This is a genomic window from Enterobacter cloacae complex sp. I3, assembly GCF_014896175.1.
In the GTDB taxonomy this organism is placed as follows: Bacteria; Pseudomonadota; Gammaproteobacteria; order Enterobacterales; family Enterobacteriaceae; genus Enterobacter; species Enterobacter bugandensis.
The window spans coordinates 61,250-87,625 of record NZ_JADBQZ010000002.1 but is presented as its reverse complement, the minus strand read 5'-3'; the positions used below and the strand labels follow the sequence as shown (position 1 = coordinate 87,625).

General features: G+C 57.0%; 24 protein-coding genes. 14 read left to right on the top strand and 10 right to left on the bottom strand.

Annotated elements, in window-relative coordinates; translation table 11 throughout:
* Window positions 1–11 precede the first annotated feature (11 nt).
* Window positions 12–758: a YnfC family lipoprotein gene (locus tag IM271_RS01700; protein ID WP_032644870.1), complete on the top strand. Its 747-nt coding sequence runs from the start codon at window positions 12–14 to the stop codon at window positions 756–758.
* A gap of 17 nt (window positions 759–775) precedes the next feature.
* Here IM271_RS01700 and speG read toward each other — a convergent pair whose 3' ends face one another.
* Both speG and IM271_RS01690 read right to left on the bottom strand, forming a co-directional pair.
* The gene (speG, locus tag IM271_RS01695) at window positions 776–1,336 is read right to left on the bottom strand and encodes a spermidine N1-acetyltransferase (RefSeq protein WP_041910220.1); all 561 of its coding nucleotides are present in this window, start codon (window positions 1,334–1,336) and stop codon (window positions 776–778) included.
* The gene (locus IM271_RS01690) at window positions 1,336–1,674 is read right to left on the bottom strand and encodes a DUF1283 family protein (protein ID WP_008502414.1); all 339 of its coding nucleotides are present in this window, start codon (window positions 1,672–1,674) and stop codon (window positions 1,336–1,338) included. The genes speG and IM271_RS01690 overlap by 1 nt, the downstream gene beginning before the upstream one ends.
* A gap of 297 nt (window positions 1,675–1,971) precedes the next feature.
* Here IM271_RS01690 and manD point away from each other — a divergent pair, with 297 nt between their 5' ends.
* From manD to IM271_RS01670, 4 genes are all read left to right on the top strand, one after another.
* Window positions 1,972–3,186: a D-mannonate dehydratase ManD gene (gene manD, locus IM271_RS01685; RefSeq protein WP_028013004.1), complete on the top strand. Its 1,215-nt coding sequence runs from the start codon at window positions 1,972–1,974 to the stop codon at window positions 3,184–3,186.
* Window positions 3,187–3,200: 14 nt separating this feature from the next.
* A complete protein-coding gene (locus IM271_RS01680; RefSeq protein WP_193052073.1) occupies window positions 3,201–4,220 on the top strand; it encodes a Zn-dependent oxidoreductase in 1,020 nt (339 codons plus the stop codon).
* Window positions 4,221–4,292: 72 nt separating this feature from the next.
* Window positions 4,293–5,660, top strand: coding sequence for an MFS transporter (locus IM271_RS01675; protein ID WP_193052072.1), 1,368 nt, complete (start codon window positions 4,293–4,295; stop codon window positions 5,658–5,660).
* 221 nt (window positions 5,661–5,881) lie between these two features.
* On the top strand, window positions 5,882–7,345 hold the full coding sequence (locus tag IM271_RS01670; protein ID WP_193052071.1) for a mannitol dehydrogenase family protein: 1,464 nt from the start codon (window positions 5,882–5,884) through the stop codon (window positions 7,343–7,345).
* A 43-nt stretch (window positions 7,346–7,388) separates the two neighbouring features.
* Here the strand turns inward: IM271_RS01670 and ydfZ are convergent, their stop codons facing one another.
* Window positions 7,389–7,592 (bottom strand): putative selenium delivery protein YdfZ, encoded by a 204-nt coding sequence (ydfZ, locus tag IM271_RS01665; protein WP_028013008.1) that lies wholly within the window; start codon window positions 7,590–7,592, stop codon window positions 7,389–7,391.
* A gap of 288 nt (window positions 7,593–7,880) precedes the next feature.
* On the opposite strand from ydfZ, the gene IM271_RS01660 reads away from it, so the two are divergent.
* Window positions 7,881–8,312, top strand: a complete 432-nt coding sequence (locus tag IM271_RS01660) for a universal stress protein (RefSeq protein WP_041910207.1) — start codon at window positions 7,881–7,883, stop codon at window positions 8,310–8,312.
* A 33-nt stretch (window positions 8,313–8,345) separates the two neighbouring features.
* On the opposite strand, the gene IM271_RS01655 is transcribed toward IM271_RS01660, so the two are convergent.
* Complete coding sequence (locus IM271_RS01655; protein ID WP_028013010.1) at window positions 8,346–9,032, bottom strand: GntR family transcriptional regulator; 687 nt, start codon at window positions 9,030–9,032, stop codon at window positions 8,346–8,348.
* A 91-nt stretch (window positions 9,033–9,123) separates the two neighbouring features.
* Window positions 9,124–9,870, bottom strand: a complete 747-nt coding sequence (gene ydfG, locus IM271_RS01650) for a bifunctional NADP-dependent 3-hydroxy acid dehydrogenase/3-hydroxypropionate dehydrogenase YdfG (RefSeq protein WP_048960516.1) — start codon at window positions 9,868–9,870, stop codon at window positions 9,124–9,126.
* Between the two features lie 142 nt (window positions 9,871–10,012).
* Here ydfG and dcp point away from each other — a divergent pair, with 142 nt between their 5' ends.
* From dcp to IM271_RS01635, 3 genes are all read left to right on the top strand, one after another.
* Window positions 10,013–12,046 (top strand): peptidyl-dipeptidase Dcp, encoded by a 2,034-nt coding sequence (gene dcp / locus IM271_RS01645; RefSeq protein WP_193052070.1) that lies wholly within the window; start codon window positions 10,013–10,015, stop codon window positions 12,044–12,046.
* Between the two features lie 411 nt (window positions 12,047–12,457).
* Window positions 12,458–14,005, top strand: coding sequence for a methyl-accepting chemotaxis protein (locus IM271_RS01640; RefSeq protein ID WP_063942539.1), 1,548 nt, complete (start codon window positions 12,458–12,460; stop codon window positions 14,003–14,005).
* A 427-nt stretch (window positions 14,006–14,432) separates the two neighbouring features.
* Window positions 14,433–15,638, top strand: a complete 1,206-nt coding sequence (locus tag IM271_RS01635; protein WP_193052069.1) for an MFS transporter — start codon at window positions 14,433–14,435, stop codon at window positions 15,636–15,638.
* An 18-nt stretch (window positions 15,639–15,656) separates the two neighbouring features.
* On the opposite strand, the gene IM271_RS01630 is transcribed toward IM271_RS01635, so the two are convergent.
* Window positions 15,657–16,646, bottom strand: a complete 990-nt coding sequence (locus IM271_RS01630) for a 2-hydroxyacid dehydrogenase (RefSeq protein WP_028013015.1) — start codon at window positions 16,644–16,646, stop codon at window positions 15,657–15,659.
* 210 nt (window positions 16,647–16,856) lie between these two features.
* On the opposite strand from IM271_RS01630, the gene IM271_RS01625 reads away from it, so the two are divergent.
* The 3 genes from IM271_RS01625 to IM271_RS01615 are packed head-to-tail and all read left to right on the top strand — an operon-like array spanning window position 16,857 to window position 20,003.
* Window positions 16,857–19,496, top strand: coding sequence for a YdbH family protein (locus tag IM271_RS01625; protein ID WP_193052068.1), 2,640 nt, complete (start codon window positions 16,857–16,859; stop codon window positions 19,494–19,496).
* Window positions 19,493–19,678 carry a YnbE family lipoprotein gene (locus IM271_RS01620; RefSeq protein WP_028013019.1) on the top strand — a complete coding sequence of 62 codons (186 nt, stop codon included), beginning with the start codon at window positions 19,493–19,495 and terminating at the stop codon, window positions 19,676–19,678. The genes IM271_RS01625 and IM271_RS01620 overlap by 4 nt, the downstream gene beginning before the upstream one ends.
* Window positions 19,679–19,685: 7 nt before the next feature.
* Window positions 19,686–20,003 carry a YdbL family protein gene (locus IM271_RS01615; protein ID WP_028013020.1) on the top strand — a complete coding sequence of 106 codons (318 nt, stop codon included), beginning with the start codon at window positions 19,686–19,688 and terminating at the stop codon, window positions 20,001–20,003.
* Here IM271_RS01615 and feaR read toward each other — a convergent pair whose 3' ends face one another.
* Window positions 20,004–20,912 carry a transcriptional regulator FeaR gene (gene feaR / locus IM271_RS01610; protein WP_193052121.1) on the bottom strand — a complete coding sequence of 303 codons (909 nt, stop codon included), beginning with the start codon at window positions 20,910–20,912 and terminating at the stop codon, window positions 20,004–20,006.
* 241 nt (window positions 20,913–21,153) lie between these two features.
* On the opposite strand from feaR, the gene IM271_RS01605 reads away from it, so the two are divergent.
* The gene (locus IM271_RS01605) at window positions 21,154–22,653 is read left to right on the top strand and encodes an aldehyde dehydrogenase family protein (protein ID WP_069732334.1); all 1,500 of its coding nucleotides are present in this window, start codon (window positions 21,154–21,156) and stop codon (window positions 22,651–22,653) included.
* Window positions 22,654–22,702: 49 nt separating this feature from the next.
* On the opposite strand, the gene IM271_RS01600 is transcribed toward IM271_RS01605, so the two are convergent.
* Both IM271_RS01600 and IM271_RS01595 read right to left on the bottom strand, forming a co-directional pair.
* Complete coding sequence (locus tag IM271_RS01600; RefSeq protein WP_193052067.1) at window positions 22,703–23,317, bottom strand: FMN-dependent NADH-azoreductase; 615 nt, start codon at window positions 23,315–23,317, stop codon at window positions 22,703–22,705.
* Window positions 23,314–24,078, bottom strand: a complete 765-nt coding sequence (locus IM271_RS01595; protein ID WP_063942534.1) for an alpha/beta fold hydrolase — start codon at window positions 24,076–24,078, stop codon at window positions 23,314–23,316. The genes IM271_RS01600 and IM271_RS01595 overlap by 4 nt, the downstream gene beginning before the upstream one ends.
* Before the next feature lie 121 nt (window positions 24,079–24,199).
* On the opposite strand from IM271_RS01595, the gene IM271_RS01590 reads away from it, so the two are divergent.
* On the top strand, window positions 24,200–25,186 hold the full coding sequence (locus tag IM271_RS01590; RefSeq protein WP_193052066.1) for a GlxA family transcriptional regulator: 987 nt from the start codon (window positions 24,200–24,202) through the stop codon (window positions 25,184–25,186).
* 9 nt (window positions 25,187–25,195) lie between these two features.
* Here IM271_RS01590 and IM271_RS01585 read toward each other — a convergent pair whose 3' ends face one another.
* The gene (locus IM271_RS01585; protein ID WP_193052065.1) at window positions 25,196–26,302 is read right to left on the bottom strand and encodes a GGDEF domain-containing protein; all 1,107 of its coding nucleotides are present in this window, start codon (window positions 26,300–26,302) and stop codon (window positions 25,196–25,198) included.
* Window positions 26,303–26,376: the final 74 nt, after the last annotated feature.

Genomic DNA, 26,376 nt, shown 5'->3' with positions numbered 1-26,376 from the left:
TATTTGCTAATATGATTGGGAATAATCTCTCTGTATTGGTAAAGAATGTGAAGAAATATGCAGCGATAACGCTCCTGGCAGCTACTCTCGCAGGGTGTGATAACAACTCCGCGCCGCTGTCGTTTACGCCCGAGATGGCGAGTTTTTCGAACGAATTTGATTTCGACCCTCTTCGCGGCCCGGTCAAGGATTTTACCCAGACGCTGTTCAACGAGAAGGGTGAAGTGTCCAAACGAGTCACCGGCACCGTGTCGGCGGAAGGGTGTTTCGATACGCTGGAGCTGCACGACCTGGAGGCTAACACGGGCGTAGCGCTGGTCCTGGATGCCAATTACTACATCGATGCAGAAACCCAGCAGCGTAAGGTGAAGCTGCAGGGCAAATGCCAGCTGGCCGAACTGCCGTCAGCCGGGGTGACGTGGGATACCGACGACAACGGCTTCGTGGTGGCCGCACATGGTAAAGAGATGGAGGTGAAGTACCGCTACGATGCGGATGGCTACCCGCTGGGCAAAACCACCGTCTCCGGGGATCAGCATTTATCGGTACAGTCGACGCCGTCTAAGGATCTGCGCAAAAGAATGGATTACTCGGCCGTGAGCCTGTTAAACGATAAGCCGCTGGGCAACGTGACGCAGAGCTGCGACTACGATCGCCACAATAACCCGGTGAGCTGCGATCTGACGATCACGGACGACAGCGTCAAACCCGCCGTTGAGCGCAAGTACACCATCAAAAACACGATTGAGTATTACTGAGAATGAAACCGCGCAGGCTACTGCGCGGTTGGTTTCAGCAGGCTGGCACCTGACGGCTTGTGACCGGCCAGATGCTGATGCTGGAAAATGCACATGCGAATGGTATTCCGGTATTCACCGTTGATAAAGAACTCATGAATCAGCTCGCCTTCTACCATAAAGCCCAGCTTGCGGTAGATATGGATCGCTTTTTCGTTCTCTTTATCCACGATCAGATAAAGCTTGTAGAGATTCAGGACGTTGAATCCGTAATCCATCGCCAGCTTCGCCGCCCGGGAGGCCAGGCCTTTCCCCTGGTGCTCCGGCGAAATAATGATCTGGAACTCCGCCCGGCGGTGAACATGGTTGATCTCAACCAGCTCCACCAGCCCGGCTTTGTCGCCTTCACACTCCACCACAAAACGACGCTCGCTCTGATCGTGAATGTGCTTGTCGTAAAGATCCGACAGCTCGACAAAGGCCTCGTACGGCTCTTCGAACCAGTAGCGCATCACGCTGGCGTTATTGTCGAGCTGGTGAACAAAGCGCAGGTCTTCACGCTCCAGCGGCCGGAGTTTTACGTCACAGGGCGCCGACATTATGGGGCTACCGTACGACCAGTGCGGCGATCCAGGCAGCGCAGGGTGTTCGGCTCCCAGTAGGCATTGACGTTCGCACTTTGCTGACACTTATCGCGTGCGTCAAAGGCGACATCTTCTTTGTCCCACTCTTTTTCAGCACGTTTGTTGACCTTCTGACGAAGGCTGCGGGTGTCATTCCATTGTTCTTTGTCCATCGCGGCGTTCTGGCGGCTTTGCGCGCTGTCACCAGACTCAATAATGAGCTTGCTGGTTTCCGCTGTCGCAGAGGCGGCAAAGGCGAACGATGACAGCGCCAGCAGGGCTGTCAGACAAAGGCGTTTGCTTAATGTAGTCATAGCGTTTCCTTTTAAATGGGTGCAGATGAGCAAGTTTCCCCGTTCAGATTCTACACCAAAGAGCAATAACGGCATACCCGCGACACGGGTATGGAAAAGTAAAAGATATCTTCAGGTACGCTGCCTAAATGAATCGTCACCTGAAATGAAACTGGCACAAAATGATGGGTTTTAGGGGGACGAGCAGGCGACCGTTTTTGTGATCGTTAGCCGATTTTATGATCATCATACTTGTATGGTAGTTATGTGAGTGGGTAAATTTCCGTCATCACAACGAACGATGTAAGGAAAGGAATTATGAAGATTGTCGCGGCTGACGTGTTTGTTACCTGCCCGGGGCGGAACTTTGTCACCCTTAAAATCACTACCGATGAAGGGATCGTTGGCCTCGGTGACGCCACGCTGAACGGGCGTGAGCTCTCCGTTGCTTCCTACCTGAAAGATCACCTCTGCCCGCAGCTGATTGGCCGCGACGCGCACCGTATCGAAGATATCTGGCAATTCTTCTATAAGGGCGCCTACTGGCGCCGCGGGCCGGTCACCATGTCGGCAATTTCCGCCGTGGATATGGCGCTCTGGGACATCAAAGCCAAAGCGGCCAATATGCCGCTCTATCAGCTGCTGGGCGGCGCATCCCGTGAGGGCGTAATGGTCTACTGCCACACCACCGGGCACACCATTGACGACGTGCTGGAAGATTACGCCCGCCATAAGGAGATGGGCTTTAAGGCGATCCGCGTCCAGTGCGGCGTGCCGGGCATGAAAACCACCTACGGCATGGCTAAAGGGAAGGGGTTGGCCTACGAGCCCGCCACCAAAGGCGACTGGCCGGAAGAGCAGCTCTGGTCCACCGAGAAATACCTCGATTTCACGCCAAAACTGTTTGACGCGGTGCGCAGTAAATTTGGCTTCAATGAGCATCTCCTGCACGACATGCACCACCGCCTGACGCCCATCGAAGCGGCGCGCTTCGGCAAGAGTATCGAAGCGTTCCGCATGTTCTGGATGGAAGACCCAACGCCTGCGGAAAACCAGGAGTGCTTCCGCCTGATCCGCCAGCATACCGTCACGCCAATTGCGGTGGGCGAGGTGTTCAACAGCATCTGGGACTGCAAGCAGCTTATTGAAGAGCAGCTTATCGACTATATCCGCACCACTATCACCCATGCAGGGGGGATCACCGGGATGCGCCGCATCGCGGACTTCGCGTCGCTCTATCAGGTGCGTACCGGCTCGCACGGCCCGTCCGATCTGTCGCCGATCTGCCACGCGGCCGCGCTGCATTTCGACCTGTGGGTGCCGAACTTCGGCGTGCAGGAATATATGGGATACTCCGAACAGATGCTGGAAGTCTTCCCGCACAGCTGGCGCTTTGATAACGGCTATATGCACCCGGGCGAGAAGCCGGGGCTGGGCATTGAGTTTGATGAAAAGCTGGCGGCGAAATACCCGTACGATCCGGCCTATCTGCCGGTAGCCCGTCTCGAAGACGGCACGCTGTGGAACTGGTAACCGAGGAGCAAACGATGAAAAGCGTAGTGATTCAACAGCCGAACCAGCTGGTGATTGAAGAGCGTCCGCGCCCGGAGCCAGGCGCAGGGGAAGTCCGCGTCAAAATCAAGCTGGCCGGGATCTGCGGGTCAGACAGCCACATCTACCGCGGGCATAATCCGTTTGCAAAATATCCGCGCGTGATTGGCCACGAGTTTTTTGGCACGATCGACGCCGTGGGCGAGGGCGTAGAACCGTCCCGGTTAGGGGAGCGCGTTTCGGTGGATCCGGTGATCAGCTGCGGGCACTGCTACCCGTGCTCCGTCGGCAAGCCTAACGTCTGCACCTCGCTGGTGGTGCTGGGCGTCCACCGCGACGGCGGATTCAGCGAATATGCCGCCGTGCCCGCTAAAAATGCCTGGCGCATCCCGGATGCGATCCCGGATAAACACGCCGTGATGGTTGAACCTTTCACCATTGCCGCCAACGTGACGGGGCAGGCTAACCCTACCGAACAGGACGTTGCGCTTATCTACGGCGCAGGGCCGATGGGACTGGTCACCGTACAGGCGCTGAAGGGCGTCTACAACGTGAAGCAGGTAATCGTCGTCGACAGAATCAATGAGCGTCTGGCCATGGCCCAGCGCAGCGGCGCGGACTGGGTCTTTAATAACGGCGAAAAGTCGCTGCAAGCCGCGCTGGACGAAAAAGGCATCAAGCCGACGCTGATTATTGATGCCGCCTGTCATCCGTCGATTTTGCAGGAGGCGGTCACCCTGGCTTCCCCGGCGGCGCGCATCGTGCTGATGGGCTTCTCCAGCGAGCCGAGCCAGATAGTCCAGCAGGGGATTACCGGTAAAGAGCTGGCGATCTTCTCCTCGCGCCTCAATGCCAACAAATTCCCGGTCGTCATCGACTGGCTTGAAAAAGGGCTGATCGACCCGGAAAAACTGATCACCCATACCTTTGACTATCACCATGTAACAGACGCCATCGAACTGTTTGAAAAAGACCAGCGGCAGTGCTGCAAGGTTTTACTGACGTTCGGGCAATAACCCTACACGCGGTTAAGAGCCCGCGAAGACGGGCTCTCAGTGGTACGCATCTTACCTTTAGAGATAGCCATTATGACGCAAGCACAACCTCAAAGAACCACCTCAGATCTGGTGAAAGCCGCCGTCTCCGGCTGGCTGGGCACCGCGCTGGAGTTTATGGATTTCCAGCTCTACTCGCTGGGGGCGGCGCTGGTATTTCATGAAATCTTCTTCCCGGAACAGTCGGCCGCGATGGCGCTGATTCTGGCGATGGGAACCTACGGCGCGGGCTACATCGCGCGTATCGTCGGGGCCTTTATCTTCGGCAGAATGGGCGACAGCATTGGTCGTAAAAAGGTGCTGTTTATCACCATCACCATGATGGGGATCTGCACCACGCTGATTGGCGTGCTGCCGACCTACGCGCAGATCGGCATTTTTGCGCCCGTACTGCTGGTGACGCTGCGTATCATTCAGGGGCTGGGCGCCGGGGCGGAGATCTCCGGGGCCGGGACCATGCTGGCGGAGTACGCCCCGAAAGGGAAACGCGGCATCATCTCCTCGCTGGTGGCGATGGGGACTAACTGCGGGACGCTGAGCGCCACGGCGATCTGGGCCATTATGTTCTTCGCCCTCGATCGTGAACAGCTGCTCGCCTGGGGCTGGCGCGTGCCGTTCCTTGCCAGCGTCGTGGTGATGATCTTTGCCATCTGGCTGCGAATGAACCTCAAGGAGAGCCCGGTCTTTGAGAAAGTAAACGATGCAGAAACCGTGCAGCCGGACACCTCGCTGGGTTCAATGGTGAAAAGTAAATCCTTCTGGCTGGCGACCGGCCTGCGCTTCGGTCAGGCGGGCAACTCGGGGCTGATCCAGACCTTCCTCGCGGGTTATCTGGTCCAGACGCTGCTGTTCGATAAAGCGATTCCCACCGACGCGCTGATGATAAGTTCTATTCTCGGGTTTATCTCCATCCCGCTGCTGGGCTGGCTTTCCGACAAAGTGGGGCGCAGGCTGCCGTACATTATCCTCAATATCTCCGCCATTATTCTGGCGTACCCGATGCTGTCGATTATCGTCGATAAGAGCTATGCGCCGGGGACAATCATGCTCTCGATCATCGTTATCCATAACTTCGCCGTGCTGGGGCTGTTTGCGCTGGAAAATATCACCATGGCGGAGATGTTTGGCTCGCGAAATCGCTTTACCCGTATGGCTATCGCCAAGGAGGCGGGCGGTCTGGTGGCGGTGGGCTTTGGCCCGGTACTGGCGGGGATTTTCTGCAATATGACGGGTTCCTGGTGGCCGATTGTAGCCATGCTGGTGGCTTATTCCGTGATTGGGCTGGTTTCGGCGTTCCTGATGCCGGAAGTCCGCGACCGCGACCTCAGCGCGGCTGAAGATGCCGCCGAGGCCGCGCCGAAAGAGCGCGTGGGTTACGGCGCGGTCTCCACGCGACGCTAGTGGTTTATATCTTTCGTGACTTATCACACAACTTTTTGTTTATGTCACACCACCTGAGCAAAAGTTAATATAAATCAAAAACTCAAACGGCAGTATCAGTATGGTTGATGGCAGTAATTTTTTACCCCGACTGCCATTCTAGTTGGTGTAGTCAGCAGGCGCTGCCGCTCTGGACTGGGGGCGGCAGCGATCCACAGCTTTCTAATTAGCGAGTCTTAATCATGGAAAACACCTTCTTACAGGCCAACGCGACGCTGCCTAAGTACGATCGCGACAGCCTTAAAGCACGCATTGTACATTTAGGCTTCGGCGCATTTCACCGCGCGCATCAGGCGGTGTATGGGGACATCCTTGCGGCTGAACACGGCAGCGACTGGGGGTACTGTGAGGTTAACCTGATAGGCGGCGAGCAGCAGATTGCCGACCTGAAGGCGCAGGATAACCTCTACACCGTAGCGGAAATGTCTGCCGATGGCTGGACGTCCCGCGTGGTTGGCGTAGTCAAAAAGGCCCTGCACGCGCAGGTCGACGGGCTGGAAAGCGTGCTGGCGACAATGTGTGAACCGCAGGTGGCGATTGTCTCGCTGACCATCACCGAAAAAGGCTACTGCCACTCTCCGGCAACCGGGCAACTGATGCTCGATCATCCTTTCATCGTTGCCGACCTGCAAAACCCGCATCAGCCTAAATCCGCGCCGGGCGTGGTGGTGGAAGCGCTGGCGCGCCGTAAAGCGGCTGGGCTGCCCGCGTTTAGCGTGATGTCCTGCGACAACATGCCGGAGAACGGTCACGTGATGCGCAATGTCACCTGCGCGTACGCCCGGGCGGTAGACGGCGAGCTGGCGGACTGGATCGAGGCTAACGTTACCTTCCCGTCAACCATGGTGGACCGCATCGTACCGGCGGTCACACCCGATACGCTGGATAAAATCGCGCAGCTGACCGGCGTACGCGATCCGGCGGCGGTGGCCTGCGAGCCGTTCCGCCAGTGGGTTATCGAGGATAACTTTGTGGCCGGGCGTCCGGAATGGGAAAAAGCCGGAGCCGAACTGGTTTCAGACGTGATCCCGTTTGAAGAGATGAAGCTACGCATGCTCAACGGCAGCCACTCTTTCCTGGCCTACCTGGGCTATCTGGCCGGTTATCAGCACATCAATGAGTGTATGGAAGACGAACACTATCGCGTCGCCGCGCACGCGCTGATGCTCAACGAGCAGGCGCCGACCCTGAAAGTGAAGGGCGTCGATTTAGAACGCTACGCTGACCTGCTGATCGCCCGTTACAGTAACCCGGCCCTGCGCCACCGTACCTGGCAAATTGCGATGGACGGCAGCCAGAAGCTTCCGCAGCGGATGCTGGATCCCGCGCGCTGGCACCTGGTGCACCAGACGCCTTTCCCACTGCTGGCGCTGGGCGTGGCTGGGTGGATGCGCTATGTCGGCGGCCTGGACGAGCAGGGTAACGCCATCGACGTGAGCGATCCGCAGCTGGCGGTGATTCAGGCGGCGGTGAAGGGAAGTGCCGAAGGGGAAAGCCGGGTTAACGCGCTGCTCGGCATTGAGGCCATTTTTGGGAAAGAGTTGCCGCGAGAAAAAGCCTTCACAGATGCCGTGATGAGCGCGTATCAGACGCTGCTGCAGAAGGGGGCAAAGACCACGGTGGCGGAGTACGTGTCGCACCTGTAATTCAACACATGCCGCCGTTCGCGGCGGCATGTCGGCGCACAATTTAGTGCATACCCAGACGAATCAGTTCAATTGGTTCGAACTTACCTTCGCATCCTTCCACTTCCACCGTTTTGCCACGGCGCACCTGCGCGGCATCCAGCCCGTCGCTGTGGATCGCCTTAATCACGCCGGTTTTGCCGGTGCCGCTAATCATGACGCGGCTGCCGGTGGTGATTGCATTGCGGTTACGGTCGTATGTCATCATGGTATTTTCTCCTCTCTAAACTATCCGTTACGGCGCTATTTCAGGTTTTGCCGTTCACGGGGCACTATAAATACGCCTGTCTGCCAGTCATGTTTTTGTTTTTGATCAAACTCACACTTTTTTCTTTATTACATGGTGCGTTGACGCTTCACGACGGCAATTTACAAAGCAGACCGTTATTTTCACTTATTGATAGTTTCTACGGGGAAGCGTTGAGGATTGGTTTATATTCCCGATGCCATTCTGGTTGCAGGAAATAACCCTTCATCGGAATAAGGAGTCAGGCTTATGTATAAGAAGATTTTGATGCCTGTTGACGTGTTTGAAATGGATTTAAGCGACAAAGCGGTTCGCCACGCGGCTAACCTCGCGAAGGCCGAGGGCGCGTCGATTACCCTGGTCAATATTCTGCCTGCCAGCAGCCGGTCTCTGCTGCGCGGATTCAACGCCGATATTAAAAAGTTTGAAGAGTATATGAGCGCAGAATCCGGGAAGAAAATGAACGAGTTAAAACGACTGTTCGATATCTCCCCGGAGAATATTCACACTCTGGTTCGTTTTGGCAGCGTCCGCGATGAAATTATCAAGCTGAGCAAAGAAGGGGAATATGACGTGATTGTCATCGGGTCAAAAAATCCGGGCATCACCACCCATCTACTGGGGTCAAATGCGGAATCTATTCTGCGCTACGCCACAATTCCGGTGTTAGTCGTTCGCTAATTACGGCGCCGCCCGCGGAAAGGGCGGCAAATATCACTCTTCGCTAAACCACTCGCTATTTTCCTGACGAATAAGCTGCACGGATTCGCCTATCTCCTGCAGATGCAGGGTCATCGCTTTTTCCACGCCGTCCGGGTCGCGTTTTTCCAGCGCGCTGAAAATATCGTGATGCTGGCGGAGCAGCATTTCCGGCGGGGAGACGTGATCGAGGCTCATGTAGCGCACCCGGTCAATGGTGGCCTTGATATTCTCGATGGTATCCCAGGCCAGCTGGCAGTCTGCAATTTGCGCCAGCTTCTGGTGAAACTCATCATCAAGCTGGAAGAAATCGTTGAGCTGTTTACGGTCAATCGCAATGCGCTGCTGATGCAGGTTTTGCTCCAGAAGGTAACACTGGTTGTCATTAATGAGCGTCGCGGCACGGCGCACCACAGCGCATTCAATCGCCTGGCGTACGAAACAGCCGTTGCGCACCTGTGAGAGTGAAATTTTGTTCACGTAGCTGCCGCGCTGCGGGCGGATCTGAATCAGGCCGTTCTCCGCAAGCTTAATAAACGCTTCACGCACCGGCTGACGGGACACGTCAAATCGCACGGAGACCTCTTTTTCAGAAAGCGGCGTTCCCGGTGGGATCAGGCAATGGACAATATCACGTCGCAAAATGCGATAGATTTGCTGGTTTACGGGCTGGGTGGGGTTGAGTTGCGATTCAGCGGCCATGAGTTGTCATTTCTCAGAGAGTTAGCCCGAACATACTACCATTCTTTTATGACCCGAAACAGACCCGGCCCGCGGGCCGGGAAGGGCTTATTTAGCCACGATGGACGCTAAGTCCGGCAAAACTCTGGCTGACCGGCATCATTTCCACGGTATTGATGTTCACGTGTTTTGGCAGCGTCGCGACCCACCAGACCGTTTCGGTGATGTCTTCCGGCGTCAGGGCGTTGGCGTTTTCGTAGGTTTTATCCGCTTTCGCGTCATCGCCCTTGAAGCGCACGTTGGAGAATTCGGTGCCGCCTACCAGCCCCGGCTCGATATCGGTGACGCGAATGGCGGTGCCGTGCAGGTCGGTGCGCAGGTTCAGGCTGAACTGGCGCACAAACGCTTTGGTCGCGCCGTAGACATTACCGCCCGCGTAAGGCCAACTCCCGGCGGTAGAACCAATGTTGATAATGTGGCCGCGGTTGCGCTCGACCATGCCCGGCAGCACCGCGCGGGTCATGTACACCAGCCCTTTGTTGTTGGTGTCGATCATGTTTTCCCAGTCTTCAACGCTGGCTTTGTGGGCAGGCTCCATGCCCAGCGCCAGACCGGCGTTGTTGACCAGCACGTCGATGGCGCGCCACTCTGCCGGCAGGCTGGCAATCATCTCTTCAATGGCCGCACGGTTACGCACGTCCAGCTGCGCGGTCAGGATACTGTCACCTAAATCGTCCTTCAGCTCCTGAAGGCGCTCCTGACGACGACCCGTTGCAATCACCTTATGCCCGTTGGCGACGAAGCGACGCGTGATGCTTTCACCAAAACCTGCCGTTGCCCCGGTAACTAAAATAATCATCTCACTGTTCCTCAACGCTTTTTGTGTGGTACTAACATAGCACGCCCGCAGAGGGTGCGTTAAGGCAACATTTGTATGACGGCGTTGCAGGCGATGGCGGCCTGGCCTACTCTGGGAAGATATTCGTTCGGAGGAGTGAAAGATGACGGCCACCAACCCCTTTTTTGACATCAGCCTGCTGCCTTACCAGGCTCCCCATTTTGATACCATCAAAGACGAGCATTATCGTCCGGCCTTCGATGAAGCGCTTCGCCAGAAGCGGGCGGACATAGAGGCGATAGTCTCTCACACCGCTGCGCCAGACTTCACTAACACCGTGCTGGCGCTGGAGAAAAGCGGCGTTATGCTTGCGCGCGTCAGCAGCGTTTTCTTCGCCATGACCTCCGCGCACACCAATGCGTACCTGCAGGAACTGGAGGAGCAGCTCTCCACCGAACTTGCCGCGCTGGCGAACGACATCTGGCTGAACGACACCCTTTTCGCCCGCGTCGAGAGCGTCTGGCAGGACCGCGCCGCGCTGGATGCCGAATCCCGTCGGCTGGTCGAGGAGACGTACCAGCGCTTTATTCTGGCCGGCGCGCGCCTGAATGAAGCGGAAAAAGCCGAGCTGAAGGCGCTGAATACCGAGGCCGCGTCCCTGACCAGCCAGTTTAACCAGCGCCTGCTGGCCGCTAACAACGCGGGCGGGCTGGTGGTGGATTACGCGCACCAGCTTGAAGGCCTTAGCGCCGAAGAGATTTCTGCTGCGGCGCAGGCCGCCGCGGAAAAAGGGCTTAACGACCGCTGGCTGATCCCGCTCCTGAATACGACACAGCAGCCTGCGCTAGCCGCGCTGCGCAATCGGCAGACGCGCGAAAACCTGTTCAACGCCGGCTGGACGCGCACCCAGAAAGGGGATGAAAACGACACCCGCACGCTGATCCTGCGCCTTACGGCGCTGCGGGCGCGCCAGGCCCGTCTGCTCGGCTTTGAGGATTACGCCAGCTGGAGCATCGCCGACCAGATGGCGAAAACCCCGGCCGCCGCGCTGGAATTTATGCGCGGCATTGTGCCCGCCGCCCGCGCCCGCGCGGAACGCGAGCAGGCCGATAGTCAGAAGGTCATCGACGACGAGCAGGGTGGCTTCACCGTGCAGGCCTGGGACTGGGCCTTTTATGCCGAGCGCGTGCGTCAGGCGAAATATGCCCTCGATGAATCGCAGATTCGACCCTATTTTGCGCTCAATACCGTATTGCAGGATGGCGTATTCTGGGCGGCCAGCCAGCTGTTTGGCATTCGTTTTGTGGAGCGTTTCGACATTCCGGTTTATCACCCTGACGTCCGCGTATGGGAAATTTTTGACCATACCGGTGAGGGCATGGCGCTGTTTTACGGCGACTTCTTCGCCCGCGATTCCAAGCAGGGCGGGGCCTGGATGGGCAATTTCATCGAGCAATCCTTTGAGCTTGCTGCCCGCCCGGTGATCTACAACGTCTGCAACTACCAAAAGCCGGGTAACGGCGGCGTCGCGCTTCTCTCCTGGGATGACGTGATAACCCTGTTCCACGAGTTTGGCCATACACTGCACGGTCTGTTTGCCAGCCAGCGCTTCGCCACGCTGTCCGGTACCAATACGCCGCGTGATTTCGTTGAATTCCCGTCGCAAATCAATGAGCACTGGGCCAGCCATCCTCAGGTGTTTAGCCACTATGCCCGTCATTACGAAACCGGTGACCCCATGCCGGACGCGCTGCGGGAAAGCATGCTCAACGCGACCCATTTCAACAAGGGCTATGACATGACGGAGCTGCTGAGTGCGGCGCTGCTGGACATGAACTGGCACGGCATCAGCGAGGCCGTGTCGAGCGTTGAAGAATTCGAAGCCGCCGCGTTGAAAAAAGAGGGGCTGGATCTGCCCGCTGTACCGCCGCGCTATCGCAGCAGCTACTTTGCCCATATTTTTGGCGGCGGCTACGCGGCGGGGTATTACGCCTACCTGTGGACGCAAATGCTGGCGGACGATGGCTATCAGTGGTTCGTGGAGCAGGGTGGATTGACGCGTGAAAACGGGCAGAAATTCCGCGAGGCGATTTTGTCCCGTGGTAACAGTACGGACTTGGCTGAACTGTATCGCAGCTGGCGCGGGCACGATCCGAAGATTGAACCGATGCTGGAGAATCGCGGGTTGAGCGCATAAAGTCACTTTTAGCTAAGAAGATAACCGGGCCCCGCGCCCGGTTTTTTTTTTAAGGTCTGAAAGCCCGTAAATGGTCAAAAAAAGAGCTAAAATTTACATTTGTTAACGGTTTGAAATATATTTATATTAAATGTGCTTAAATTTAGGCGCTTTTACCAATCTCAAATTTATAATGCTCGCAAGTTTATTTAATTATTTATGCTGACTGAAGCATGGCCGTTTATTGCATATAAGAATCATCGCAAAAAGATGATTATAATATTTTTATCCCAGTCTAAAGTATTAATTTTCTCTGCCGATTAGCATGGGTGTGGTCGTGGTGGAAACCCATTTCCATTAACCACAAAAAATAAGCCGTTATTAAAATTCATCTCCAGAAGATGAACCTATGCTAATTATTAAGGAAGAGTCATGTTTAAAAATCTCAACATCGGCACCCGGCTTACCATAGCATTTGGCGCAATTGTGGTTTTAATGTCAGTCGTCTGCGGGCTGCTCTATTTGAGCTTTGACAGAGTGACGGCCGTCAGCAAGCTCAACGTTCATAGCTATAAAGTGGTCGATAACCTTCGCTCCGTAACCGAAAACCTGATCAACATGGAAACCGGCATTCGCGGTTTTGCGCTCACCGGTAATCAGGACGTTCTTCAACCCTTCACGCAGGGGGATGAGAGGTTTAAAAGCAAAGTTGACGAAATTGCAGGGCTTACGCGTGATAACCCGTCGCAGCAGCAAAAATTAACCACCCTCTCCAGGCTTGAAGAAGAATGGAAAAGGTCATTTGCGCTGCCGTTAATCCAGCGAAGAGAGAGTGTATCCCGCGGGGGCGAAGAGATGGATGCGTTCATCAGTAGCCTGGAGCGTAATACCGGAAAAGAGCAAATGGACGCCATGCGGGGCGTTATTCAGCAAGCGCTGAACGACGAGTACCGCATTATGGCTGAACGTCAAACCCGACTGGCTGAAGAACGCTTCCGTACGCGCATGATGATAATCCTGGGAATGATTGCGGCGGTTGTCACCGCGCTGCTGACGGGTATTTTGCTGTCGCGCAGTATTCTCCGACCGCTAAAGCAGGCCGTGAATACGGCGAACACCATTGCCGCTGGCGATCTCACCTCAACCATACGTATTACCCGGATGGATGAAACCGGCACGCTGCTTGCGGCTCTGGACAACATGCAGACCCAGTTGAAAACCCTTGTCACTGAAATCAAAGAGGCCGCGACGTCGGTGGATCTGGCTGCCGGTGAGATCGAGCAGGGCAATATGGAGTTATCGTCTCGTACCGAGGAGCAGGCGGCGGCGTTGCAGCAGACTGCCGCCAGCATGGAACAGCTGACGATGACCGTTCGGAACAATACCGAGGTCGCGGAGCATACGGCAACGTCAGCAAGAAAGACGGAAGCACTGGCACGTGAAGGTGAGTCTGCCGTGGGCGAAATGAGCGAAACGATGCAGAATATCTCGGCTAACGCCCTGAAGATAAAGGAAATCACCAGCGTTATAGAAGGGATTGCTTTCCAGACTAATATTCTGGCGCTGAATGCGGCGGTCGAGGCTGCACGTGCCGGTGAGCATGGTCGTGGCTTCGCCGTAGTGGCGACGGAAGTCAGAAATCTCGCTCAGCGCAGCGCAACGGCGTCCAAAGAAATTGGGGCGCTGATTGAGCATGCCGTTGAGGATGTCGATAACGGTGTGTCGGTGGCATCCAGAACGGCAGAGACGATTTTGCGGGCTGCGAGCAACGTGGCTACGCTTGCTGAAACTATGGACAGTCTTTCAATGGCCTCGGTTGAGCAAATGCAGGGCATCATGCAAATCAGCGCTGCTGTCACCCAGATGGATGGCGTGACGCAGGGTAATGCGGCGCTCGTTGAGCAATCCGCAGCGGCATCGCAGGCGCTGACCGAGCAGTCCAGGGCACTGAAGCAGATGACGGAAAACTTTGCTATTTGAGCAGCAAAAGCATAATCAAAAGGTAAAGCTCCGGCGTTTTAAACGCGAATTTTAATCAAACCAGCAACGGGGGCGTCTTAATAAAAAGGGGCGTCCCCGTGAATAATGAAGAAAATAGCCGAGCGTCAGTGACAAATTAAAAATACTGACTACGATTTCGTAAAACGAAAATTTAAAAGGAGTTTCTGATGGCGATTGCTGTGGTGACAGTTTTACTCTTCCTGTTGATGTTCCCGGCGGCTATTCACATTTTGCTACAGCTCGTTGGAGGCTGGTGTGACGCGTAGCCTCGCCGGTTAATCCGGTCTTTTGGGCCGTCATCTGATTTTCAATAAGCAGCGCTACGCTACATTTTAAATTTTATTGTACGAGCGTCTGGACGCGGGTCATCGCGAAACGCGAGCCGGATAATTTACAGGCAGGAAGTATGTCTCTTCGTTCGCTGCGGGCGTTATGCCTGACAAGTTTTTTCATTGCGGATGTCCGTGATGGCCTTGGTCCTTTTCTCGGTATCTTTCTGACAGAACGCCACTGGAGCCCCGATGATATTGGCATCCTGATGACTGCCGGTGGGCTGGCGGGATTGCTGGCTACGCTCCCGGCGGGGGTAATTACTGACACTTCGCGGAACAAACGCGCCGTGCTGGCGCTGCTCTGCACTTTGATCACTCTCAGCACGCTGCTGCTCTGGTTTAGCCAGCAGACCAGCGTTGTTGCCGTCTCACAAATGGTCACCGGCATCTGCGCGGCGTTTGTCGGGCCGCTCATCGCCGGGATTACGCTGGGCCTGACCGGCCAGCGCGGGTTCAGCGCGCAGATGGGCAAAAATGAGGCGTTTAATCACGGCGGCAATTTTGTCACCGCAGTGATAGCAGGCGGTATTGCCTGGTATTGGGGCGTCGGGGGGATTTTCCTGCTGATGACCTGCACGACGCTGCTGACGCTCTGCGCGCTGCTTGCCATCCGCAACGGGGACATTGATAACGATGCGGCGCGAGGGCTTTCATCCTCAGGTAGCGTTCCTGTCCCCGGCTACGCGGTGCTGATTAAAAACCGGGCGCTGTTTGTGACCGGACTGACGCTACTGCTGTTCCATCTGGCGAATGCCGCACTGCTGCCGATGCTGAGCATGAGGGTGGCCGCGGCACCCGCCTCGATCAACCCTGGCCTGTACGCGGCAGGCACCGTCATCATCTCGCAGGCGGTGATGATCCCCGTTGCCATCTGGGTTGCAGGCCGAATAGAACGCTACGGCTACTGGCGCTTGATTATGCTGGCGCTGCTGGTTATGCCGGTGCGCGCGGCGCTGGCGGCATCGACCGACGCGCCGTTAATGATGATCCCAGTACAAATTCTCGACGGTCTCGCCGCCGGGATCCTGGGTGTCGTCGTACCGTCGTTTATTGTGGTGCTGCTGCGCGGAAGCGGGCACGTTAATGCCGGGCAGAGTGTGGTGATGCTGATGCAGGGAGTGGGGGCAGCCATGAGCCCTGCGTTAACCGGGACGATCGCCGGTCATTACTCGTTTGCGACGGCATTCAGTGTCCTGAGCGCGATTGCGCTGGCCGCCGTCCTGCTCTGGTGGCGCGTTGCTCACCGAAGCTGGGAAACAAACGCGCCGGATGAAGCTTAGCCCCACCCGGCGTAGCATTTAAGCCAGTTCGTTAGGACACGGTTCACCCTTTTCTAACTGCTGAAGATTCCCCAGCGTGGTTTCCGAAATGCTGATCAGCGCTTCGGCAGTCAAAAACGCCTGGTGGCCGGTAAACAGGACGTTATGGCAGGCAGACAGACGGCGGAACACGTCGTCCTGGATCACATCGTTGGACTTGTCTTCAAAGAACAGATCGCGCTCGTTCTCATACACGTCCATCCCCAGCGCGCCAATTTTCTGGGTTTTCAGCGCTTCGATAGCAGCCTGAGAGTCAACCAGACCGCCGCGGCTGGTGTTGATGATCATCACGCCGTCTTTCATCTGGTCAAACGCCGCCTGGTTAAGCAGGTGGTAGTTTTCCGGCGTCAGCGGGCAGTGCAAGGAGATCACGTCGGACTGCGAGAACAGCGTCGGCAGGTCGACGTACTCCACGCCCAGATCCAACGCTGCGGCGCTTGGGTACGGATCGAATGCCAGCAGACGCATGCCGAAGCCTTTCAGAATGCGCAGGGCAGCCACGCCAATTTTACCGGTGCCGATCACGCCCGCGGTTTTGCCGTACATGGTAAAGCCGGTCAGCCCTTCCAGCGAGAAGTTGGCGTCACGGGTGCGCTGATAAGCGCGGTGAATACGACGGTTGAGCGACATCATCATGCCAATCGCATGTTCTGCTACCGCTTCCGGGGAGTACGCCGGGACGCGAACCACCTTCAGACCCAGCTCTTTTGCCGCGTCGAGATCAACGTTGTTAAAGCCGGCGCAGCGCAGGGCGATATATTTCACTCCCTGCTTTTTCAACTCTTCCAGCACCGGACGACTGCCGTCATCGTTAACAAAAATGCAGACGCCTTCACAGCCGTGCGCCGTTTTGGCGGTTTTTTCGGACAGCAGAAAGTCGAAAAATTCAAGCTCAAACCCGTAAGCTTCGTTAACATGTTGCAGATACTTTTTGTCGTACTGCTTTGTGCTATATACCGCGAGTTTCATAAGACTTTCTCCAGTGATTTTGCATTCACGTTAGCATGATTAAAATTATCTTACAATTTCTAAAATATTATTGAATTCAATAAGTTCTATCAATTATTCTAGAGCATCTATCCTTAAAAATGACACTCGCTACAACTGACTGGCTAAACATGCGACAATATTCGGCATTGCTGGCTTAATTCTTTTGAAAAATCAGGACATTAATTGCCCATGAAGGGTAAATACAAAGCCGCCATTGCGGTTTTACTGCTGTTGATTTTGGTGCCGCTGACGCTGCTGATGACGCTCGCCCAGTGGGTGCCGACGCTTGCCGGGATCTGGCTCCCCGTCGGGACGCGCATTGCTTTCGAAGAAAGCCCAAAACTGACTCGCCACGCGCTGGTGATCCCCGATCTTCGCTATCTGGTGGAAGACTGCGAAATTGCCCGCATCGATAACGTGACGCTGTCACATCCTAGCCGCTGGAAACTGGATATCGGCGCGCTGGATCTTAACACCGTCTGCCTGAGCAAAATTCCCCAGTCTGCACCCTCAACGGTCGCCCCCAAAACGCTGGCCCAGTGGCAGGCTGTGTTGCCCAATACCTGGCTCACCATTCACCGTCTGACGCTCTCGCCCTGGCAGCAGTGGCAGGGCGAGCTCAATGCGTCACTGACGCCCTCCAGCCAGGAGATCGCTTACAGAGGCGAACAGGTCAGCATCAAAGGCACGCTTCGCGGCCAGACGCTCTCGGTCAGCCAGTTTGATGTTCAGCTCCCTGACCAGCCGCAGCCGATTAAGCTGGTGGGCGAGTTCACTTTGCCGCTGGTGCCGGACGGCGTGCCGGTGAAAGGCCATGCGGTCGCGACCTTTAACGTGCCACAGTTAACGTCTCTGGTCGATGCCGATCTCGACTGGGAAGACAATCAGGGACAGCTGGTGGTGATGGCGCGGGATAACCCCGATCCGCTTCTCGACCTGCCGTGGCAGATCACGGCGAAACAGCTGAACATCAGCGACGGGCGCTGGAACTGGGATCTTTCGGGTATGCCGTTGAGCGGACGCGTGTCCCTTCGCGCCGACAACTGGCAGCAGGGGCTGGAGAAAGCCACCCTGACCGGACGACTGAACGTGTTGACGCAAGGCGATGCGGGTAAAGGTAACGCGGTACTGAACATTGGGCCCGGCAGGCTCAGCATGGAAAACAGCAACATGCCGCTGCATCTGAGCGGCGAGGCGAAGCAAAACGATCTCATTCTTTACGCCAAATTGCCCGCCACACTGACCGGCAGCTTGTATGAACCGCAGCTTGCTTTTGAGCCCGGCGCGCTGCTCCGCTCGCGCGGGCGCATTATTGACTCACTCGATATCGATGAAATCCGCTGGCCGCTGGCGGGCGTGAAGCTCACCCAGAAGGGCGTGGACGGGCGTCTGCAGGCTATTCTGCGTGCCCATGAAAACGAGATGGGCGGTTTTGAACTCCACCTGGACGGTCAGGCCAACGACTTTTTACCTGATAACGGCCTGTGGCAGTGGCGCTACTGGGGAAAAGGCGGCTTTACGCCGATGCATGCCCGCTGGGATGTCGCCGGGAAAGGCGAGTGGCGCGACAACCTTATTGAGCTGACGGCGCTCTCCACCGGTTTTGACAAGCTTCAGTACGGCACCATGGAGGTCAGCAAGCCGCGTCTGGTGCTGGATAGGCCTGTACGCTGGCTGCGCGATGCCGAAAAACCTGCATTCAGCGGCGCGCTGTCGCTTAATGCCGGGCAAACCCGGTTCTCCGGCGGCAGCGTATTGCCGCCCTCGGTCCTGACCTTCAGCGTCGACGGTACCGACCCGACTGTTTTTCAGTTTAAGGGCGACCTCCATGCGGACAACATCGGCCCGGTACAGGTGAACGGACGCTGGGATGGCGTGCGCCTTCGCGGGCAGGCCTGGTGGCCGAAACAGTCGCTCACCGTCTTCCAGCCGCTGGTCCCGCAGGACTGGAAAATGACGCTGCGTGACGGAGAACTCTATGCGCAGGTTGCCTTCTCGGCGGCGCCCGATCAGGGCTTTGAGGCGGGCGGACACGGCGTGCTGAAATCCGGCAGCGCCTGGATGCCGGACAACCAGATCAACGGTGTCGATTTTGTGCTGCCGTTCCGCTTCAGCGAGGGCACCTGGTCCCTGGGCACGCGCGGCCCGGTCACGTTGCGCATTGGCGAAGTGGAAAACCTGGTGACCGCGCGCAACATTACCGCGGACCTGCAGGGGAATTACCCCTGGACGGAGGACAACCCGCTGCTGCTCACCAACGTTAAGGTAGAAACGCTCGGCGGGAAGATCACCATGCAGCAACTGCGGATGCCGCAGCACGATCCGGCCCTGCTGCGCGTGGACAATATCTCCTCAAGCGAGCTGATCAGCGCCGTCAACCCGAAGCAGTTTACCCTGTCGGGCCCGGTGAGCGGGGCGCTGCCGTTCTGGCTGGACAATGAAAAATGGATCATTAAAGATGGCTGGCTGACCAACCCGGGGCCAATGACGCTGCGCATCGACAAAGATACGGCAGACGCCATCGTGAAGGATAATATGGTCGCGGGCGCAGCGATTAACTGGCTCCGCTACATGGAAATTTCGCAGTCGTGGACGAGAATCAATTTAGATAACCTGGGTGAATTAACTATGCAGGCGACCATCAAGGGGACCAGCCGCGTGGACGGCAAAAGCAGCTCCGTCAATCTGAACTACACCCATGCCGAGAATGTCTTTACTCTGTGGCGCAGCCTGCGTTTTGGCGACAACCTGCAAACCTGGTTTGAGCAACACGCGGCGATTCCCGGTCTCCGCAGTTCGACTGGCAAGGAAAGTGAGGAACAACAATGAAAAAGATGGCTGGTGCGCTCACCGTTGCCGCGCTACTGACCGGCTGTACGCCGCGCATTGAAGTCGCTGCGCCAAAGGAGCCGATTACCATCAATATGAATGTCAAAATCGAACACGAGATCCACATTAAGGTCGATAAAGACGTTGAAGCCCTGCTGAAATCGCGCAGCGATCTGTTCTGAGGAAGCCATGAAACGATTAGCGTTGATTTTACTGGCCCTGAGTATAAACGTGCAGGCGGCTGCGCTGACCTTAAACGATGCCCGCGCGCAGGGGCGCGTGGGGGAAACCCTGAGCGGCTATCTTGCTCCGATCCAACAGGATGCCGAAACGCTGGAGCTGGTGAATCGCATTAACGCAGCGCGCACGGAGAGCTATCAGAAGCTGGCCGACAGCAATAATTTGCCGGTTGATGAAGTGGCGAAAATGGCGGGGCAAAAGCTGGTGGCCCGCGCGCAGCCGGGCGAGTACGTGAAGGGCATTAACGGTAAGTGGCTGAAAAAATAGCTAGCGGTAGCGCTTGCGGTATTCACCCGGCGAGACGCCAAAACGCTGCTTAAAGGCCGTTGAAAAGTGGCTATGGTCGGTGAATCCCCAGCTGTAGCCAATGCCCGCCAGCTTTTCATCGTCGCCGGTTGACTGCAATTCCTGCGCGCAGAGATCCAGACGACGGTTTTTAATGTACTGCGCCACCACCAGCCCCTTCTCGGCAAACATGCGGTAGAGGCTGCGCACGGACATTCCGCTCTCGGCGGCAATCCATTCCGGACGCAGCGATTCAGACTGAATATGGTTGTCAATCAGCGCCACAACGTGCTGGAACTGGCGCTCCTTGCGCGGCTGAATCACGTCGCGCTGCTGGAACGCGGGGCGCAGCAGGCAGACCATCGCCTCAAGCGCCGCTTCACTCTCCCGGTCACTCAGGTCGCGGTTGTTCATACTTTCCATCAGCAGGCGATGGCTCAGCTGGACCGTGGGTAAGGTGCGGGAAAGGGCGAGCGCGCAGCTTACCTCCTGAAAGCGGCACTGCTGCTCGATAATCTGACGGGGAACCAGCAGCGAAATCTGGCGGGACTTTTCCTGCCAGTTGATCGAGCAGGGACGAGAGGCGTCAATCAGCGTGATATCCCCTGTTCTAAGCACCGCGCGACGCTCATCCTGCTCAATTTGCGCGCTGCCTTCAAGCTGGAAGACGGTGTAGAACCAGGCATCATTACTCTGTGCGATCTCCCGTCGGGAGCGGAACAGGTTAACGCCGCCGGCGGTGACGGTACTGAGCTTCAGGCTGCGCGCGTAGCTGGTTTCCAGCTCGCCGAAGAATTTGCCTTCGGTGGGCTGGGCGTTGAAACGCCCGCAAACCTGGTTAATCTGCGCCAGCCACTGCTGATACTGTTCCTGCTCGCTTGCACACGCCATCGTTTCTCTCGCTGCACCGTCAACGTTTTCGCATTGTTGCATTTGTGTTGCATTTTGTCAGAGCTATGAGGCTGACTATAGGAAAGAACACTCACCGGTAACAGCGATATAAGCGGCGATTATCGCGATTTGCGGCACCTGTCACAGGTGGCAAAGCGAATGTCACAGAGACAAAAGCGAGAATGCAAAACCCCACATAGACTGGATGAACACCCTGCGAAGAATAACGAAGGAGTATCCTATGTCTGAATCACCGGTGGCTATTCTGCCTGCCGTGCAGCAGTTTTTAGACCGACACCACGGCCTGTGGATTGAAGGGCGTCAGGCCGCGTCGGACAGCGAAAAACGGCTGAACGTCTACAACCCGGCCACGGGCGAGGTGATTGCCTCGACCGCCGATGCCAGCGTCGATGACGTTGACCGGGCCGTTATGTCCGGCTGGCGCGCCTTTGTGGCCCGCAGTTGGGCCGGAAAATTACCGGCGGAGCGCGAGCGGATCCTGCTCCATTTCGCCGATCTGGTCGAACAGCACGGCGAGGAGCTGGCCCAGCTTGAAACGCTGGAGCAGGGCAAATCAATTAACATCTCCCGGGCTTTTGAAGTGGGCTGCACCCTCAACTGGATGCGCTATACCGCCGGGCTGACCACCAAAATTGCGGGCAAAACACTCGATCTTTCCATCCCGCTGCCGCAGGGTGCGCGCTACCAGGCGTGGACGCGTAAGGAGCCGGTTGGTGTGGTGGCCGGGATTGTGCCCTGGAACTTCCCGCTGATGATCGGGATGTGGAAAGTGATGCCAGCGCTGGCTGCGGGCTGCTCTATCGTCATTAAGCCGTCTGAAACCACGCCGCTGACCATGCTGCGCGTGGCGGAGCTGGCCAGCGAAGCGGGCATCCCGGACGGGGTGTTCAACGTGGTAACCGGCAGCGGCGCGGTGTGTGGCGCAGCGCTGACCTCGCACCCGCATATTGCGAAGGTGAGCTTTACCGGCTCAACGGCAACGGGTAAGCAAATTGCCCGCGCGGCGGCGGACACGCTAACCGGGGTGACCCTGGAGCTGGGCGGGAAAAACCCGGCCATCGTGCTGAAGGATGCGGACCCCGCATGGGTGATAGAAGGATTAATGACCGGCAGCTTCCTGAACCAGGGGCAGGTGTGCGCGGCGAGCTCACGCATCTACATTGAAGCGCCGCTGTTTGACACGCTGGTGAGCGGGTTCGAACAGGCGGTGAAATCCCTGAGCGTCGGGCCGGGCATGTCGCCGGAGGCGTTTATCAACCCGCTGGTGTCGCGCGCCCACTGCGATAAGGTGCAGACCTTCCTCGACGAGGCGACGTCGCGCAATGCGGAGCTGATCGTCGGTAATCGCGGCCCGGAGGGCAAAGGCTATTACGTGTCGCCTACGCTGGTGGTGAACCCGGATGCCGCGCTGCGGTTAACCCGAGAAGAGGTGTTTGGTCCGGTGGTCAACCTGGTGCGGGTATCCGACGGAGAAGAGGCGCTCCAGCTGGCAAACGACACCGAATATGGCCTGACGGCCAGCGTCTGGACGCAGAATATCAGCAAGGCGCTGGAGTACACCGATCGGCTGCAGGCGGGCACCGTGTGGGTGAACAGCCATACGCTGATTGACGCTAACCTGCCGTTCGGTGGCATGAAGCAGTCCGGTACAGGACGTGATTTTGGCCCGGACTGGCTGGACGGCTGGTGCGAAACCAAGTCGGTTTGCGTGCGGTACTAAAAAAAGCCGGGTGGCGGCCACGCTTACCCGGCATGCTTTCACCCGATGACTATTTCAGCGAGGCGGCGATGACGGACGGAATTGCGTCAAACGCCTGCGCAACGCCTTTAGCGCGGATCTCCTCACCGCGCGTCGCCCCTTCAGCACGCACGAATTCCACTCTGTCGATGCCCAGAAAGCCAAAAAACTTCTGCAGGTATCGCTCCTGAAAATCCATGTCCGCGATTGGCGTACCGTGATAGATCCCGCCGCGAGTAGAAACGACGATAATCCTCTTGCCGGTCGCATGTCCCACCGGGCCCGTTGGGGTATAGCTGAATGTTTTTCCCGGCTGGGCCAGCCGATCTAACCAGGCTTTAAGCTGCGTTGAAACGGAGAAGTTATACATAGGCGCGCCTATTACAATAATGTCGCTGTCGAGAAATTCGCTCACCAGCTCCCCGGACAGCTGGCGTTCGCGGACGTCTTGCGCCGTCGCGTCCGTGGCTATCCGCAGCGTCCGGAAGCCGGCGGCAACGGCGCCGGTGAGATGGGCAACGGGCGCCTTAACGACGTCGCGATAGACCACCTTGTCTGACGCGAGCTGGCGAACCACCTCTGCCGTCAGCTGACGTGAAAGTGAGAACTCGCCGTTAATGCTTGAATCTATATGCAGGATCTTCATTTTTTGGTTTCCTTTACGTTGAGCTGGGTTGCTTGTTCGATAAGCTGGCTGACGGCGTCCGGGTGGGAAATCATCGACATATGGCTACTCTTTATCCGCATGACGGTGGCGTTCATGGCACCGGCAAGCTGCTGCTGGACGCCGGGAGAGAGGGCGCGATCGTCTTCGGTCAGCAAATACCATGAGGGTTTTTCACGCCAGGCGGCGTGCTCAATCTTCTCGCTAAAGGCGCTCGCCGCGATAGGCTGCTGGGTCGCCGTAAGTACTTTTACGCGTCTGAGAGGCAGGTCATTGGCCATAACGCGCTGATAAGCCACGGGATCGTCCAGCCAGATGAATCCCTGCTTATCCGGGCGCATGTCCGCCATCGGCGCGTTAAGACGTGTCAGAAGAGAGGCGACCGATTCTCCGCTATCGGGGGCAAGGGCGGAAAGGAAAACCAGCTTCTTCACCTTCGGGTTATTGCCCGCTTGGGCGATCGCCGCGCCGGCCCAGGAGTGCCCGACAAGGACGACATCCCCTTGTTGGCGATCGATGACGCGCTCCGTGGCGGCGACGTCATCTGCCAGCGAAGTCAGGGGGTTCTGCACTGCCGTGACGTGGTAGCCCCGGGACTGCAAGCGGCCGATTACCGCCTGCCAGACGGAACCATCGGTAAAGGCTCCGTGCACGAGGATGATGTTATTAATCCGCGCCTGCACTGGCTGCGATGCGGCCAGGCACAGCAAAGTAAGAAGAACGGGCAAGCGTGTCGGTTTCATAGGCGTGACGTAATTTCCTGAGGGACGGTGAGGCACAGTGTAACGAGAGGTGTAATGACGCTTGTAGTGTCCGAAATGACGGTTATCATACGAAATCAGACATTCTGCTCAGACCTGAATCATGAAAATTGGCATTTTAGCGTTACCCGGCAGCATGAAATCCGCCGTGGCTGGGATCTGCGATATGTTCTGGCTGGCCAACGAGGTGATTGCCCAGCAGCCGGACGGCGAGGGCATTTCTGCTTTTGAAGCGGCCACCATCACCGCGGAGGGGACGCCGGTTCCGGACGCACAGGGCCGGCTGATTGACGCCGACGGGAGTTTTACAACCGGCGGAACCTTCGATCTCGTGATTGTCAGCGGGATGAAGCTTGACGAGCAAAAGCGCCCGGTCTCGCCAGCGGCGGTCCACGAGGCTGGCGAATGGCTGCGGGGCCAGCATAGTCAGGGGGCGTTGCTGGCGGGAGCCTGTGCCGGCGGGCTGGTTCTCGCCGAAGCGGGGGTGCTAAATGGCCGGACATGCACGACGACCTGGTGGCTTTACCACACTTTCCGCCAGCGTTATCCACTCAGCAAACCGGTCTGGGGGAAGGCGCTGGTGCAGGACGCGCGGATTATCACTTCCGGAGGCCCGCTCTCGTGGGTTGACGTGGCGCTGCACATCATTCGTCTGCACGCGGGGCAGAAGCTGGCGCGCCTGACGGCCGATATGGCCGTGGCTGACAGCCAGCCGTTGTCTCAGCAGGTTTACGCGCCGGCTGGTTTTTTAAACTCAGTACACCCGATGATTATGAAAGCGGAGCACATCGTCCGGTATGAAAATCCGGCGATTACCGTGGAGCAGCTTGCGCGGGCGCTGAATATGACCACCCGTACCCTGCATCGAAAAATGGCGGAAGAGATGAATGAAAGCCCTAAAAACTTTTTGACGCGCATGCGTATTGAAAAGGCGATGCGGCTCCTGGAGCAGCCGGGAAACGTGATAGGGCAGATTGCCGAGGCTTGCGGTTACGCTGACGATACGGCATTCAGACGCGCATTCTCTGGCGTGACAGGAATGTCGCCCGGGCAATACCGTAAGTGGATCGCCGAGCGGCATAAGGAATAGCCGTCGTTCTCAGCGGCATACCCGATCCCGCCCGGCCTCTTTCGCCCGGTACAGCGCCGCGTCGGCGCGGGCAATGATCTCGGTGCCGGCTAATCCCTCCGCCATGCTCGCAATGCCCATGCTCACGGTGACGTGGTCACTGACGGTTGAGGAGCCGTGCGGTATGGACTCCGCGCGCAGGCCGTCCTTAATACGCAGGGCGACCTTTTCCGCGATGGCTTCAGGGCAATTAAACAGAATCACCAGAAACTCTTCGCCACCGTAGCGTGACACCACATCCTCAGGTGTGCGCACCGACTGCTTCAGCACCCGCGCCACCCGCGTCAGACATTCGTCACCCGCCTGGTGACCGTAGGTGTCGTTGTAGCGTTTGAAATAGTCAATATCCAGCATAATCAGCGAGAACGGTTTCTTCTGCTCAACCGCGTTCTCCAGCACCACCTCCATCTTCCGGCGGTTGGCGGTTGTGGTTAACGGATCCTGATGCGCCAGCGCATCCAGTCGTGAGATCAGCAGCTGGTTTTGCTGGTTACGTCGCCAGGCCTCGTCAAACCAGCTTAAGAGGATGAAGCGCCCGCAGATCAGGATCAGCGAAAAGACGCTCCAGATGATAACGAAGTGAAGATTAAGGCCATCATTCAGTGCCCAGCTTGCAATCGGCAGGGTTATCCAGAGCGGGAGCACGAAGGCGAGCAACCCCACAGGGTAAAAGTAGAGGGCCGTTAACCCAGCGAGTAATAAAATAACGCACAGCGGCCAGACGTGGGGCAGCAGTAAATCAGTGATGAACCAGAAGCACGATATCGACCAGATAGCACTACAGATACACAGCACTACGCTGATACCGGCGATGCGCCGCCAGCCCATAAGGATCAGTGCAGCCGAGAGGATAATAATGCCGAGCATCGATGCGTCGACCATTTTCATCATATGCGGCAAGTGGGGATAAAGGGGATCGCTGGCGTTAAGCAGAACATGGCGCAGCAGAATCATCACGGCGAAGCTGATGTTGACGAAAGCCAGCCAGGGCAGGTTCATCGCCAGCCCGTGCATAACCATGGCGTGGCGCGTCGGCCAGGTTGCTCGTTCCAGCGTCGGTTTTTTTCTTTTTTCCATAAAGCCCTTTCCCGTCCGGGGGAAAAATCATGCAGGTGAGATATCAGTAACTATAAGCAAGCCAGGACGATCCT

Coding starts and splice junctions, on each gene's coding strand:
- IM271_RS01700 (WP_032644870.1), top strand. CDS start 12: ATGATTGGGAATAATCTCTCTGTATTGGTAAAGAATGTGAAGAAATAT.
- speG (WP_041910220.1), bottom strand. CDS start 1,336: ATGTCGGCGCCCTGTGACGTAAAACTCCGGCCGCTGGAGCGTGAAGAC.
- IM271_RS01690 (WP_008502414.1), bottom strand. CDS start 1,674: ATGACTACATTAAGCAAACGCCTTTGTCTGACAGCCCTGCTGGCGCTG.
- manD (WP_028013004.1), top strand. CDS start 1,972: ATGAAGATTGTCGCGGCTGACGTGTTTGTTACCTGCCCGGGGCGGAAC.
- IM271_RS01680 (WP_193052073.1), top strand. CDS start 3,201: ATGAAAAGCGTAGTGATTCAACAGCCGAACCAGCTGGTGATTGAAGAG.
- IM271_RS01675 (WP_193052072.1), top strand. CDS start 4,293: ATGACGCAAGCACAACCTCAAAGAACCACCTCAGATCTGGTGAAAGCC.
- IM271_RS01670 (WP_193052071.1), top strand. CDS start 5,882: ATGGAAAACACCTTCTTACAGGCCAACGCGACGCTGCCTAAGTACGAT.
- ydfZ (WP_028013008.1), bottom strand. CDS start 7,592: ATGATGACATACGACCGTAACCGCAATGCAATCACCACCGGCAGCCGC.
- IM271_RS01660 (WP_041910207.1), top strand. CDS start 7,881: ATGTATAAGAAGATTTTGATGCCTGTTGACGTGTTTGAAATGGATTTA.
- IM271_RS01655 (WP_028013010.1), bottom strand. CDS start 9,032: ATGGCCGCTGAATCGCAACTCAACCCCACCCAGCCCGTAAACCAGCAA.
- ydfG (WP_048960516.1), bottom strand. CDS start 9,870: ATGATTATTTTAGTTACCGGGGCAACGGCAGGTTTTGGTGAAAGCATC.
- dcp (WP_193052070.1), top strand. CDS start 10,013: ATGACGGCCACCAACCCCTTTTTTGACATCAGCCTGCTGCCTTACCAG.
- IM271_RS01640 (WP_063942539.1), top strand. CDS start 12,458: ATGTTTAAAAATCTCAACATCGGCACCCGGCTTACCATAGCATTTGGC.
- IM271_RS01635 (WP_193052069.1), top strand. CDS start 14,433: ATGTCTCTTCGTTCGCTGCGGGCGTTATGCCTGACAAGTTTTTTCATT.
- IM271_RS01630 (WP_028013015.1), bottom strand. CDS start 16,646: ATGAAACTCGCGGTATATAGCACAAAGCAGTACGACAAAAAGTATCTG.
- IM271_RS01625 (WP_193052068.1), top strand. CDS start 16,857: ATGAAGGGTAAATACAAAGCCGCCATTGCGGTTTTACTGCTGTTGATT.
- IM271_RS01620 (WP_028013019.1), top strand. CDS start 19,493: ATGAAAAAGATGGCTGGTGCGCTCACCGTTGCCGCGCTACTGACCGGC.
- IM271_RS01615 (WP_028013020.1), top strand. CDS start 19,686: ATGAAACGATTAGCGTTGATTTTACTGGCCCTGAGTATAAACGTGCAG.
- feaR (WP_193052121.1), bottom strand. CDS start 20,912: ATGGCGTGTGCAAGCGAGCAGGAACAGTATCAGCAGTGGCTGGCGCAG.
- IM271_RS01605 (WP_069732334.1), top strand. CDS start 21,154: ATGTCTGAATCACCGGTGGCTATTCTGCCTGCCGTGCAGCAGTTTTTA.
- IM271_RS01600 (WP_193052067.1), bottom strand. CDS start 23,317: ATGAAGATCCTGCATATAGATTCAAGCATTAACGGCGAGTTCTCACTT.
- IM271_RS01595 (WP_063942534.1), bottom strand. CDS start 24,078: ATGAAACCGACACGCTTGCCCGTTCTTCTTACTTTGCTGTGCCTGGCC.
- IM271_RS01590 (WP_193052066.1), top strand. CDS start 24,200: ATGAAAATTGGCATTTTAGCGTTACCCGGCAGCATGAAATCCGCCGTG.
- IM271_RS01585 (WP_193052065.1), bottom strand. CDS start 26,302: ATGGAAAAAAGAAAAAAACCGACGCTGGAACGAGCAACCTGGCCGACG.